The sequence below is a fragment of the Acidovorax sp. KKS102 genome (assembly GCF_000302535.1).
In the GTDB taxonomy this organism is placed as follows: Bacteria; Pseudomonadota; Gammaproteobacteria; order Burkholderiales; family Burkholderiaceae_C; genus Acidovorax.
The window spans coordinates 4,938,156-4,949,975 of sequence record NC_018708.1; the positions used below are offsets into that span (position 1 = coordinate 4,938,156).

An 11,820-nucleotide genomic window follows, 5' to 3' on the forward strand; every position below is an offset into this window, starting at 1 on the left:
GAGAACCTTGCCCATGGACCTCAAGCAGATCGAATACTTTGTGCGCGTGGCCGAACTGGGCAGCTTTACCCGCGCCTCGGTGGTGCTGGACATTGCCCAGCCCGCCCTGAGCCGCCAGGTGCGCCTGCTGGAAGTGGAGCTGCGCCAGAACCTGCTGGTGCGCAACGGCCGGGGCGCCACGCCCACCGAGGCGGGCAAGCTGCTGCTGGAGCACGGGCGCGGCATCCTGCACCAGGTGGAGCGCGCGCGGGAAGAGCTGGGCCGCGTGCGCGGGGCCCTCGCCGGGCGCGTGGCCATTGGCCTGCCGCCCAGCATCGCCAAGGTGCTGACGGTGCCGCTGACGCGCGCCTTCCGGGTGAAGATGCCGGACGCGGCGCTGGCCATCAGCGAGGGGCTGTCCGTGGCCATGCGCGAATCGCTGACCACCGGGCTGCTCGACATTGCGCTGCTTTACAACACCACGCCCGCGCCGGGCATCGAGACCACGGCGCTGCTGGAGGAAGACCTGTTTCTGGTGCAGCGCCGCGCCCCCGGCCAGAGCGAGGCAGAGGCTGATGCCCTCGCCCGCACGCCCCTGCCGCTGGACGAGCTGCCGCGCTTTCCGCTGGTGATTCCCACGCGCCCCAACTCCATCCGCATGCTGGTGGAGTCCGAACTCGCCGCACGCGGCAAGCGCCCGCAGATCAGCCTGGAAATCGACGGCGTGGCCGCCATCCTGGACCTGGTGGCCGATGGCGCGGGCTGCGCGGTGCTGCCCATGAATGCGGTCACCACGTCGGGCAAATCGGAGGTGTTCAGCACCCGGCCCATCCACGGCGCAGGCGGCGATGGAGAGGAGGCAGAAGCCAGCGGCAACACGCGCCTGCGCAGCAAGCTGTTCATGGCCGTCAGCTCGCAACGCCCGGCCACGCTGACGCAGCAGGCCATGGCGGAGCTGATTCGGACGACGCTGCAGGCGTTGTACAGATCTCCCCCCTGAGGCGCTGCGCGCCTTCCCCCCAGGGGGACGACGCCATCGCTGCGGGGCGGCCCTTGCTCGGCGTCCCTGGTATTCGGCCGCGCCAGTTGCATGGAGCAGAGACGAATCAAAGGGGCTGAGGCGTCAGTCCCCAGCAGCTGGGGATGGCAAGCTTTCCAACAACCGGTCCGCATAGTCCTGCCAGCGTGCGTCCTTGGGCAGGCCCTGAAACACGCCTTCGCGGGCCAGCTCGGCCACCCATTGCTGCTTGGCGGCGATGGCGGAGGCCATCAGGGGCTCCATGCCAGCCTCTTGCACCGTCTGAGCGGACTCGCGCATTTCCTCGGCGCGGCGCTGGCCGTGTTGCACCACGCGGCTGAAGAAGTAGCGGCCCTGCTCGTGCCAGTCGATGGACGGGAAGGTTTCGGCCAGCGTGGGCAGTACATGGTCTTCCACGCCGTAGTGGCGGGCGGTGGCGTAGCTTTCGATGACCAAGGCCTCCAGGCCCTTGATCATGATGCTGCGGCACATCTTGATGGCGCTGGCCACGCCCAGTTGCTCGCTCACGGGTTGGGCATCCATGCCCCAGCCGGTCAGCACCTCGGCCAGTGCGGCAGCTTGCGCGCCGCCCAGCAGCATGGGCACGCGGATGCCGTAGGGCGGCACGGAGGTCATGACCCCCGCCTCGACATAGTGCGCGCCCCGCGCCTCGATGAGCGCCGCCGCTTGCTGCTTGGTGCCGGGCGATGCGGAGTTGAGGTCCAGGAACACGGTGCCGGGGCGGATGTGCTGCGCCGCCTCCTGCGCCACGGCCAGCGTGTTCGACGCGGTGACGGCTGAGATGATGCAGTCGCAGCGCGCGCACAGCGCCTGCATCGCATCCACCGCCACCACACCCGCCTGCGCTGCGTGCTTCTGCAGGTCGTCGCGGTGCGCGGGGTCGGCCAGCTTCAGGTCCCACGCAGCGACGGAGGCCACGCCGGGCTGCACGCGCAAGCCCGCACTGAAGATCTTGCCCACCTCGCCATAGCCCACGAGGCCGATGTGTGTGATGTTCATTTGATGTTCCTTTCCGCCTTTCACCACCGCCAACGATCCGCAGCGGCAGCGCTCACTGGCGCGCGATCTTGGCCTTGGCGATCACGTCGCTCCAGCGGCGCACATCGGCGGCCAGGTGCTCGCCCAGCTGCGCGGGGGTGCTGCCCTGGGCATTCAGATTCAGCTCCAGCAGGCGCTTTTTGACGTCGGGCTGGGCCAGTGCGGCCTGTACCTCGCGCGAGAGGCGCTCCACCACCGCCGGGGGCGTCTTGGCAGGCACGGCCAGGCCGTTCCACGACGTGACGTTGAAGCCCGCCAGTGGCCCGCCGATTTCGCGCACCGTGGGCACGTCGGGCAACTGCGGCGCCCGCTGCGCGCCCATCACAGCCAGCGGCCGCAGGGCCTTGGAGCCGATCTGCGGCATGAGGCCACCCAGAATATCGACCATCACGTCGATCTCTCCACCCCGCAGCGCCGTGATGACCGGCGGCGTGCCGTTGAAGGGCACCACCTGCGCGTCAATGCCCGCCGTCACCTTGAACAGCTCGGCTGCCAGGTTCTGTGTGGTGCCGATCTGCGGTGTGCCGATGTTGAGCTGGCCGGGGTGGGCGCGGGCATACGTCAGCAGCTCGCCCAGTGTGCGAAAGCGCCCTCCCTCCTTCACCACCACGGCCAGATCAAACGTGGCCAGCAACGAGACAGGCGCAAAGTCCTTGAGAGTGTCGAACGGCAGCGACTGGAACAGCGCGGCGCTCACCGCTGTGCCACTGCTCACCAGCAGCAGCGTGTGGCCGTCGGGCTCAGCCCGCACCACCAGGTCTCCCGCTACCACGCCGCCAGCGCTGGGTTTGTTTTCGATGACTACGCTTTGCCCCAGCGGGCCAGCAATCTTCTGGCCCACCGTGCGCGCCGTGATGTCGGCCGCGCCGCCCGCCGCATTGGGCACGACGATGCGCAGCGGGCGTGAGGGAAAAGCGGCCTGCGCACTGGCCGCACCGCCGAACGACGCTGCCAGCCATGCCAGGAGGGTTCTGCGGTGCACAGCGCTGCCCATGGTGCGCGCTACCGTGCCACGCCCAGCAGGCGGTCCAGCAGCTCGGGTTGCGCGCTCAGCTCGGCCGCACTGCCGGTGTGCACCACGGTGCCCCGGTCCAACACGGCGGCGTGGTCCGAGATGGCCAGGATGGCCTGCGGATGCTGCTCCACGATGATGGCTGACAGGCCCTCTTCGCGCGTGATGCGGCGGATGGCGCGCAGCAGCTCTTCCACGATGATGGGCGCCAGGCCTTCGAGCGGCTCGTCGAGCAGCAGCAGGCGCGGGTTGAGCACCAGCGCGCGGCCCACGGCCAGCATCTGCTGCTCGCCACCCGACAGCTGTGTGCCCAGGTTGGTCTTGCGCTCGGCCAGGCGCGGGAACATTTCGTACACACGCTCGGGCGTCCACGGCCGCGCGGTGGAGCCCTTACGGCCTGGGCGTGCCACCGCCGTGAGGTTCTCGTGCACCGTGAGCGACTTGAAGATGTTGCGCTCTTGCGGCACCCAGCCGATGCCGGCGGCTGCGCGCTCGTGCGACGGCAGCTTGTGCAGCGCCACGCCGCCCAGGCTCACCGTGCCCGCGTGCTGGCGCGTGGCGCCGGCCAGCGTGTTGATGAGCGTGGTCTTGCCGGTGCCGTTGCGGCCCAGCAGGGCCAGGGTGTCGCCCTCGGGCAGGGCCAGCGAAATGCCTTGCAGCACCACGGCTTCGCCGTAGCCTGCGCTCAGGCCTTCAATGCGCAGCAGCTCGGTCTTAGACATGGGCGTCCTCCCCATGGCCCAGATACACGGCCTTCACCTGCGGGTCGTTGGCAATGGTGTCGGGGTCGCCCTCGGTGAGCACGGTGCCGTTGACCAGCACCGTCATGCGGTTGGCAAAGCTGAAAACCAGGTCCATATCGTGTTCGATCAACAGCACCGAGACATCGGCGGGCAGGGCCGCTACGGTCTGCAGCAGTTCTTCGCGCTCGCCGGCGGGCACACCGGCCACGGGTTCGTCGAGCAGCAGCACGCGCGGCTCGCAGGCCAGCGCAATCGCAATCTCCAGCAGGCGGCGCTTGCCGTAGGCCAGCACGCGCGTTTCCTCGGCCATCACGGACGTGAGGTGGAACTGCTCCAGCAGTTGTTCACAGCGCTCATTGACCGCTTTGCGCGCGCCCAGCGGCTGCCACCACTTGCCGCCCAGGCCCTGGTGCTGCGAAACGGTGAGCGCCAAGGTTTCGAGCGGCGTGAGCGTGTCGAACAGCTGGTTGATCTGGAAGGTGCGCACCATGCCGCGCTGCACGCGCTGGTGCGGCGCCAGGCGCGTGATGTCCTGGCCTTCGAGCGTGATGGAGCCTTCGGTGGGCTCCAGCACGCCGGTCAGCAGGTTGATGAGCGTGGTCTTGCCAGCGCCGTTGGGGCCGATGAGCGCATGGCGTGCGCCCTTTTGCAGGTTCAGCGTGACGTTGTTGGTGGCCGTGATGCCGCCAAAACGTTTGACCAGACCTTGCGCCGACAGCACGGTGTTGGAGGTGGTGTTGTTCATGTCAGTGGCCTCCCGTGTTGGAGGCAGCCCCGGCCTTGCGGCCTGCGCCAAACCAGGTCCAGGGACGGAACAGGCGGTCGCGCCCGACCAGCACCAGTACCACCAGGAACAGGCCGACCCAGAAGGTCCAGTACTGCGGTGTGATGGACGAGATCACGTCCTGCAGCAGCTTGAAGCCGATGGCGCCCAGGATGCCGCCATACAGCCAGCCCACGCCGCCGATCACCAGGATCAACATCACGTCGGCCGAGCGGTGGAACTCGAACAAATCGAGCGATGCAAAACCCGTGGTCTGCGTGAGCAGCGCGCCTGCAGCCCCGGCCAGCGCAGCGGCCAACGTGTACACCTGCGCCAGCTTGGCCGTCACCGGGATGCCGATGGCCATGGCGCGCAGCCGGTTGTCACGGATGGCCTTGAGCGTAGCGCCAAAGGGCGACTGCACGATGCGGCGGGCGAGCAAGAAGAACACCAGCAGCACGGTGAGCGAATACCAAGCGGCCGTGCGGCCATACAGGTCAAATTCGAACTGACCGAGCACCGGTCCCATCATCACGCCCTGCAGGCCGTCAGCGCCGCCGGTCAGCCAGTCGAGCTTGTTGGCCAGCTCCAGCATCACCAGGCCCACGCCGAGCGTGACCATGAGGCGCGTGAGGTCGGTGCCGCGCATGATGGTGAGCGACGCCACCGCGCCCAGCACGGTTGCGGCACCAATGCCCACGGCCAGGCCCACCAGCGGGTCGGGCATCACATGCTTGGCAAACAGCGCGGCCGCGTAGCCGCCCAGGCCGAAGAAGGCCGCATGGCCCAGCGACACGATGCCGGTGTAGCCCAGGATGAGGTCCAGCGAAATGGCGAACAGCGCGACGATGGCGATCTCGTTGATGATGAGCGCATGGCTGGGCAATGCCAGCGGCGCGGCAAAGGCCAGCAGCCACAGCACGGGCTCCCACCAGCGAAAGCGCCGGGCCTGCAGCAGGGTGTTTTGCGGGTTCGCCATCACTTGCCCCCCTTGCGCACAAAGAGGCCCTGCGGGCGCCAGATGAGGATCAGGATCATGAGGCTGTACACAATGAAGGCGCCCAGCTTGGGGATGTAGTACTTGCCAGCCACGTCGGCAATGCCGAGCAACAATGCGGCCAGCAGCGGACCGGTGATGGACGAGGTGCCGCCCACGGCCACCACGATCAAAAAGTAGATCATGAACTTGAGCGGGAAGCTCGGATCGAGCCCCAGCACTTCAGCGCCCAGCGCACCGCCCAGGCCTGCCAGGCCCGAGCCAAAAGCGAAGGTGGACAGGAACACGATGTTCACGTTGATGCCCATGCCCGCAGCCACGCGCTGGTCGTCCACGCTGGCACGCAGGCGGCTGCCGAAGCGGGTTTTGGTGAGCACATATTGCAGGCCCACGGTGAGCGCCGCACACACCGCAATGATGAACAGGCGGTAGTGGCCCATGCCCAGGGTGAGTGCGCCGCTGCCGATCTCGGTGCGGCCCTTGAGCCATTCGGGCAGCTGCATGATCTGCTGCGTGGAGCCCACAAAGTAGTCCACGCTGGCCACGGCCATGAACACCAGACCGATGGAGAACAGCACCTGGTCCAGGTGGGCCTTGTGGTACAGCGGGCGGTACAGCGTGCGCTCCAGCACACCGCCGAGCAGGGCCGTGCCGACAAAGGCGATGGGCAGACAGACAAGGAAGGGCACATCCAGCCGCTGCATGAGCAGCACGGTGATGTAGCCCCCTGCCATGGCAAACGCCCCGTGCGCCAGGTTGATGAAGTTCATCAGCCCCATGGTCACGGCCAGGCCCACTGCCAGGATGAACAGCAGCATGCCGTAGGCAACGCCGTCGAAAAGAATGGTCAGCATGAAATCACTTCATTGAAGACAAAAGTGCACCACCCTGCTCAGGGCTGTGGAAGTGCGACGAATCACCAAAGCCGGACGTTCAACCTGCGGCCCCCGGTTTCGACAGGCTCAGCCCGAACGGATCCAGAGGGAGCCTGCCCGTAAATACTTGCGCGGCCCAGACCAGCGGCCGCCGCGCAAGGGCCGCCCCGCAGCGCTGGCGGCGTCCCCCTTGGGGGCTGAGTGCCGCGGCTCCGAGCCTGCCTGCGCAGGCTTGGACGGCAACGAAGAGTGGCCGCATCTGGCGGACACACCGAGCGGGTCGCGGCTCAGGGGGCTTATTTAGTTTTGCCGGGGTCCTTGACGTCCTTGATCACGTCAAATTCCACGTTGTACAGCTGGCCGTTCACGCGCTCCACCTTGCGCAGGTACACGTCCTGCACGATGTCGCGGGTCTGCGCGTCGATGAACACCTTGCCGCGTGGGCTCTCGAAGATCTGGCCCTTCATGGCGGCCAGCAGGGCGTCACCGCCGCCGGCACCCTTGGTGGTCTTGAGCGCTTCATAAATCACGCGCATGCCGTCATAGCCACCCACGGCCATGAAGTTGGGGCGCAGGCCCTTGTTGGCCTTCTCGAAGGCTTCCACAAACTTCTTGTTCATGGGCGAGGGGTGTGCGGCCGAGTAGTGGTGCGAGGTGACCACGCCCAGCGCGCCGTCGCCCATGTCGTTCAGTTGATCGTCGTCCGTCACGTCGCCGGTGCCGATGAGCTTGATGCCGGCCTTGTCCATGCCGCGCTCCAGAAACTGCTTCATCACCGCAGCGCCCGCGCCCGAGGGCACAAAGACGAACAGCGCATCCGGCTTGGCGTCACGCACCTTCTGCAGGAAGGGGGCAAAGTCGGGGTTGCGCAGCGGCACGCGCAGGGCTTCGGTCACCTGACCGCCGTTGAAAGTGAGGCGCTGGTTGAAGAACTTTTCGGCATCGATGCCGGGGCCATAGTCGCTCACCAGCGTGACCACCTTCTTGATGCCGTTCTTGGGGGCCCAGTCGGCCAGGGCCACAGAGACTTGCGGCAGCGTGAAGCTGGTGCGCACCACATAGGGCGATGCCTCGGTGATGCTGGAGGTGGCGGCAGCCATCACCACCAGGGGGGTCTTGGACTGCGTGGCCAGCGGGGCGGTGGCCATGGCCGAGGGCGTGATGCCCATGCCAGCCAGCACGTTGACCTTTTCGTTGACGACCAGCTCCTGGGCGAGGCGACGGGTCACGTCGGGCAGGCTGGTGTCGTCCTTGATGATCAGCTGCACCTTCTTGCCGGCCACGGTGTCGCCGTTCTGGGCCATGTACAGGCGCGCTGCGGCTTCGATCTGGCGGCCAGTGGTGGCTTGCTGGCCGGTCATGGGCAGGATCAGGCCGATCTTGAACACGTTGTCCTGCGCCACGGCGGGCAGCACGGCCAGACCGGTGGAGAGCGCAATGGCGGCAGCGGCCGAGGCACGAAGAAGGTGGCGTTTTTGCATCGTTGTCTCCTATGGAAAGTCGTTGTATACAGAAAATGCTGGCGGGAGTTTGGCGTGGGCTGGGTTATTTCACAAGCGCAAATTCGAGCATTCAGGTATTACCAAATGCAATAACTCAAGACGCCCTGGACGCTTGCACCGGCCGTTATGTCCGCTCGCGGATCAGCTGTACACCGGGCAAGCCCTGCACCTGCGACGCCTGCACCGCCGCCAGCAGGTTGCGCCGGGTGATGCGCGAGTGCTCGCGCAGGATGGCCTCGGCCCGCGCGCCTTCGCGCCGCTCGATGGCATCCAGCGCCTGGCGGTGCTGGTCCTGCGCCACCACCAGCATGTCGCGCGCCTGGGCCGAATGCGTCTGCACCACCACAAACGCCGAGGGCGACGCAAACGGCAGGCCTTTGACGCGGTCCAGCTCGCGCGCCACCACGTCGCTGCCCACCATGCGACTGAGCAGCAGGTGGAACCGCGCATTCAGCTCCACATAGCGCGAGAAACCCTCGTCATCCAGCGTGGAGGGGGCCAGCGTGGCGTCGATGGCGTCCAGGCAGGCATGGGCCTCGGCCAGCAGCGCGGGGGCCACGCCCCGCTCAGCCGCCAGGCGCGCGGCCAGGCCTTCCATGGTCCCGCGCAGCTCAATGGCATCGGCCACATCGGTTTCAGAGAACGTGCGCACGGCGTAGCCGCCACCGGGCAGCCGGTGCAGCAGCCCCTCCTGCTCCAGCCGCATCAGCGCGGCGCGGATGGGCGTGCGCGACACGCCCAGCTTCTCGACGAGCGTCAGCTCGGCGATGCGGGCACCGCCGGGCAACTCGCCCGCCAGGATCATCTCGCGCAGGCGCAGTTGTGCCTTGACGGCCTGCGAGGCACCCGCCTCGGCAGCCTCGGCCGGTGGAGCGATGGTCAGGGGGTCGGACAGGTTCATGGCGGGTGATGGGAGGGAATTCAGCCACCAGAATGTATACAGAAATCAGGACAACTTCCACCCACTCTCGTTTAGCACCATTACAAAACAACAGCTTACGAGATATAAAGAACTGAGATAGCTGTTTTACGGCTTTCTTATGTATACAGAAAATCACCTTTTCCGCACAATTGCGCTACTCCAGCCGCGATCCGCACCCGGGCTGTATACCAAGACTGCGACAACACCTTCCACCCACGGAGAGAGACAACCATGTATCCCAAGAACGCCTGGTACGTAGCCTGCACGCCCGACGAGATCGCGGACAAGCCTCTGGGCCGCACCATCTGCGGCGAGAAGATCGTGTTCTACCGTCCCGCGCCCGATCAGGTCGCCGCGCTGGACGACTTCTGCCCCCACCGGGGCGCACCGCTGTCGCTGGGCACGGTGTGCGAAGGCCATCTGCAATGCGGCTACCACGGCCTGCGGGTGGAATGCACGGGCAAGTCGGTGTCCATGCCCGGTCAGCGCGTCCAAGGGTTCCCCAAGGCGCGCAGCTTTCCGGTGGTGGAGCGCTACGGCTTCATCTGGGTGTGGCCCGGCGACGCCGACAAGGCCGACCCCGCCACCATCCACCACCTGCCCTGGGCCAACAACCCCGAATGGGCCTATGGCGGCGGGCTGTACCACATTGCCTGCGACTACCGCCTGATGATCGACAACCTGATGGACCTGACGCATGAGACCTATGTGCACTCCACCAGCATCGGCCAGAAGGAAATCGACGAAGTGCCCTGCAAGACCCGCGTGGAGGGCGACGAGGTGATCACCAGCCGCTTCATGGAAGGCATCGAGGCCCCCCCGTTCTGGAAGATGGCGCTGCGCATGAACGGCCTGCCCGACGACCAGCTGGTGGACCGCTGGCAGATCTGCCACTTCACGCCCCCCAGCCATGTGCTGATCGAGGTGGGCGTGGCGCTGGCTGGCCACGGCGGCTACAACGCCCCGGCCGACAAGAAGGCGTCGAGCATCGTGGTGGACTTCATCACACCCGAGACCGAAACGTCGATCCACTACTTCTGGGGCATGGCGCGCAACTTCAAACCGCAGGACCCGTCGCTCACCACCCAGATCCGCGACGGCCAGGGCAAGATCTTTGCCGAAGACCAGCAGATGCTGGAACTGCAGCAGGAGAACCTGCTGCGCTACCCTGACCGCAAGCTGCTCATGCTCAACATCGATGCGGGCGGCGTGCAGTCCCGCAAGATTCTGGACCGCTTGCTGGCCGCCGAGCGTGCACCGGCCGCTGCCCAGGCGGTGGCCGCATGACCGCGCAGGAGACCCTGCAGGTCCGCGTCGTCAAAAAGCAGACCGAAGCCGAAGGCATCGCCAGCTATGAGCTGGCGCGGCTGGACGGCGCGGCGCTGCCTCCGTTCAGCGCGGGCTCGCACATCGATGTGCACCTGCCGGGCGGCTTGGTGCGCCAATACTCGCTGTGCAACGCCTCGCACGAGTCGCACCGCTACCGCATCGCCGTGTTGCGCGACCCGGCCTCGCGCGGCGGCTCGGTCGCAATGCACGACAGCGTGCACGAGGGCGATGTGATCACCATCAGCACGCCGCGCAACCACTTTGCGCTGCACCCTGCACAGCGCACGCTGCTGCTGGCAGGCGGCATCGGCGTGACACCCCTGCTGTGCATGGCCGACCGGCTGGCGCGCACCGGTGCCGACTTTGCGCTGCACTACTGCACCCGCTCTGCCGAACGCACGGCGTTTGCCGCCGAAATTGCCGCATCGGCGATTGCGCCGCATGCCCACTTTCACTTCGATGCAGGCGCCCCTGAGCAGAAGCTGGACACCGCCGCCGTGCTGGCAGCCCCCAGCCCCGACAAGCGGCTGTATGTGTGCGGCCCGGCCGGCTTCATCGACCATGTGGTGACGACCGCCAGGGCCTTGGGCTGGGCGCAGGACCACATCCACCTGGAATACTTTGGCGCCCCGGCGCAGGACACCTCGGGCGACCAGGGCTTTGAGGTGCGCATTGCCAGCACGGGCAAGGTCTACCCCATTGCACCCGATGTGTCGGTGGTGGAGGCGCTGCGCAAGGAGGGCATCGACATCCTGACCTCGTGCGAGCAGGGCGTGTGTGGCACCTGCCTTACGCGCGTGCTGGAGGGCGAGGTGGACCACCGCGACATGTACCTGACCGATGAGGAAAAGGCCGCCAACGAGCAGTTCATGCCGTGCTGCTCGCGCGCGCGCAGCAAGCTGCTGGTGCTGGATCTGTAGGCGCCAACAGCACCAGTCCAACAAAAAGGCGCTGCAGGCTTTCGGCTGCAGCGCCTTTTCATTCACTCCTGAATTGATAGCTACCAGCGCACATAAATCATGCGCTTGAAGCCAATTCGGCTTGAATAATCTGACTATTCCTGTTCCGCAGCCGCTGCGCGGATGGTCTCGCGGCCATTGCGGTCTTTCACGCGGCCCAGGTCGGTATCGAGGGCGCGGGCCAGTTTGTCAGCCGCGCCGATGAAGGCGTTGGCCATCTTGTCGGCTTCATCGGTCACGGTCACAGGCTGGCGGCCCGTGACGCGTGCCTCGATGCGGCAGCGCTTGTCATTGGCGCCCGACTTGCCGGCATCCAGATCGGTCAGGAACACCTCCAGCCGTGTCACATGGTCCTGAAAGCGCGACAACCGGCTCTTGCACTCGTCCGTGATCCAGCGCGCCAGGGAATCGCCGCCGTGGATGTGGTCGTCGGTATTGACTTGTACTTGCATGGGGAGGGTCCTTCCTGATGAAGTTGCGAAGACCCCATCATGGCACTGGCATCCATACCCCCGGTAAATACATGTCAAAGGATGTTGCTTCGAGACGCTGAGCGTCGGTCTGAAGCGCTACTGCGCGGCTCGTCGCCAGAGCTGGATTGGTCATAAAACTCTCTCCAAATAACAGGGCAGCAAGGCGCACTCCTACAACGTCCGGAGGAC

The 11,820-nt window shown here is 66.3% G+C and carries 12 protein-coding genes; 3 read left to right on the forward strand and 9 right to left on the reverse strand.

Annotation, left to right across the window (positions count from 1 at the left end; genetic code table 11):
* The first annotated feature begins 13 nt into the window (after positions 1–13).
* Positions 14–979 carry a LysR substrate-binding domain-containing protein gene (locus C380_RS22710; protein ID WP_015016181.1) on the forward strand — a complete coding sequence of 322 codons (966 nt, stop codon included), beginning with the start codon at positions 14–16 and terminating at the stop codon, positions 977–979.
* 123 nt (positions 980–1,102) lie between these two features.
* Here the strand turns inward: C380_RS22710 and C380_RS22715 are convergent, their stop codons facing one another.
* The 8 genes from C380_RS22715 to C380_RS22750 all read right to left on the reverse strand — a co-directional run bounded on the left by C380_RS22715 (position 1,103) and on the right by C380_RS22750 (position 8,849).
* Complete coding sequence (locus C380_RS22715; protein ID WP_015016182.1) at positions 1,103–2,017, reverse strand: NAD(P)-dependent oxidoreductase; 915 nt, start codon at positions 2,015–2,017, stop codon at positions 1,103–1,105.
* A 52-nt stretch (positions 2,018–2,069) separates the two neighbouring features.
* Complete coding sequence (locus C380_RS22720) at positions 2,070–3,050, reverse strand: tripartite tricarboxylate transporter substrate binding protein (protein ID WP_015016183.1); 981 nt, start codon at positions 3,048–3,050, stop codon at positions 2,070–2,072.
* Positions 3,051–3,058: 8 nt separating this feature from the next.
* Positions 3,059–3,790, reverse strand: a complete 732-nt coding sequence (locus tag C380_RS22725; protein WP_015016184.1) for an ABC transporter ATP-binding protein — start codon at positions 3,788–3,790, stop codon at positions 3,059–3,061.
* Positions 3,783–4,556 (reverse strand): ABC transporter ATP-binding protein, encoded by a 774-nt coding sequence (locus tag C380_RS22730; protein WP_015016185.1) that lies wholly within the window; start codon positions 4,554–4,556, stop codon positions 3,783–3,785. Before C380_RS22730 ends, C380_RS22725 begins: the two co-directional genes overlap by 8 nt.
* Position 4,557: 1 nt before the next feature.
* Positions 4,558–5,553, reverse strand: a complete 996-nt coding sequence (locus C380_RS22735) for a branched-chain amino acid ABC transporter permease (RefSeq protein ID WP_015016186.1) — start codon at positions 5,551–5,553, stop codon at positions 4,558–4,560.
* Positions 5,553–6,425 (reverse strand): branched-chain amino acid ABC transporter permease, encoded by an 873-nt coding sequence (locus tag C380_RS22740; protein ID WP_015016187.1) that lies wholly within the window; start codon positions 6,423–6,425, stop codon positions 5,553–5,555. The genes C380_RS22735 and C380_RS22740 overlap by 1 nt, the downstream gene beginning before the upstream one ends.
* Before the next feature lie 317 nt (positions 6,426–6,742).
* Positions 6,743–7,927 (reverse strand): ABC transporter substrate-binding protein, encoded by a 1,185-nt coding sequence (locus tag C380_RS22745; protein WP_015016188.1) that lies wholly within the window; start codon positions 7,925–7,927, stop codon positions 6,743–6,745.
* A gap of 145 nt (positions 7,928–8,072) precedes the next feature.
* Positions 8,073–8,849: a GntR family transcriptional regulator gene (locus tag C380_RS22750; RefSeq protein WP_015016189.1), complete on the reverse strand. Its 777-nt coding sequence runs from the start codon at positions 8,847–8,849 to the stop codon at positions 8,073–8,075.
* 252 nt (positions 8,850–9,101) lie between these two features.
* Here C380_RS22750 and C380_RS22755 point away from each other — a divergent pair, with 252 nt between their 5' ends.
* Together C380_RS22755 and C380_RS22760 are read left to right on the forward strand one after the other, a co-directional pair.
* Entirely contained in the window at positions 9,102–10,157 is a 1,056-nt protein-coding gene (locus C380_RS22755; RefSeq protein ID WP_015016190.1) for an aromatic ring-hydroxylating dioxygenase subunit alpha, read from the forward strand.
* Positions 10,154–11,119 carry a PDR/VanB family oxidoreductase gene (locus tag C380_RS22760; RefSeq protein ID WP_015016191.1) on the forward strand — a complete coding sequence of 322 codons (966 nt, stop codon included), beginning with the start codon at positions 10,154–10,156 and terminating at the stop codon, positions 11,117–11,119. The genes C380_RS22755 and C380_RS22760 overlap by 4 nt, the downstream gene beginning before the upstream one ends.
* A gap of 134 nt (positions 11,120–11,253) precedes the next feature.
* Here C380_RS22760 and C380_RS22765 read toward each other — a convergent pair whose 3' ends face one another.
* On the reverse strand, positions 11,254–11,610 hold the full coding sequence (locus C380_RS22765) for an HPF/RaiA family ribosome-associated protein (protein ID WP_015016192.1): 357 nt from the start codon (positions 11,608–11,610) through the stop codon (positions 11,254–11,256).
* Positions 11,611–11,820 lie beyond the last annotated feature (210 nt).

Excerpts from the sequence above, each read along its gene's own strand:
- C380_RS22745 (WP_015016188.1), bottom strand. The coding sequence starts at position 7,927 with ATGCAAAAACGCCACCTTCTTCGTGCCTCGGCCGCTGCCGCCATTGCG.
- C380_RS22725 (WP_015016184.1), bottom strand. The coding sequence starts at position 3,790 with ATGTCTAAGACCGAGCTGCTGCGCATTGAAGGCCTGAGCGCAGGCTAC.
- C380_RS22765 (WP_015016192.1), bottom strand. The coding sequence starts at position 11,610 with ATGCAAGTACAAGTCAATACCGACGACCACATCCACGGCGGCGATTCC.
- C380_RS22750 (WP_015016189.1), bottom strand. The coding sequence starts at position 8,849 with ATGAACCTGTCCGACCCCCTGACCATCGCTCCACCGGCCGAGGCTGCC.
- C380_RS22720 (WP_015016183.1), bottom strand. The coding sequence starts at position 3,050 with ATGGGCAGCGCTGTGCACCGCAGAACCCTCCTGGCATGGCTGGCAGCG.
- C380_RS22710 (WP_015016181.1), top strand. The coding sequence starts at position 14 with ATGGACCTCAAGCAGATCGAATACTTTGTGCGCGTGGCCGAACTGGGC.
- C380_RS22715 (WP_015016182.1), bottom strand. The coding sequence starts at position 2,017 with ATGAACATCACACACATCGGCCTCGTGGGCTATGGCGAGGTGGGCAAG.
- C380_RS22755 (WP_015016190.1), top strand. The coding sequence starts at position 9,102 with ATGTATCCCAAGAACGCCTGGTACGTAGCCTGCACGCCCGACGAGATC.
- C380_RS22760 (WP_015016191.1), top strand. The coding sequence starts at position 10,154 with ATGACCGCGCAGGAGACCCTGCAGGTCCGCGTCGTCAAAAAGCAGACC.
- C380_RS22735 (WP_015016186.1), bottom strand. The coding sequence starts at position 5,553 with ATGGCGAACCCGCAAAACACCCTGCTGCAGGCCCGGCGCTTTCGCTGG.
- C380_RS22730 (WP_015016185.1), bottom strand. The coding sequence starts at position 4,556 with ATGAACAACACCACCTCCAACACCGTGCTGTCGGCGCAAGGTCTGGTC.
- C380_RS22740 (WP_015016187.1), bottom strand. The coding sequence starts at position 6,425 with ATGCTGACCATTCTTTTCGACGGCGTTGCCTACGGCATGCTGCTGTTC.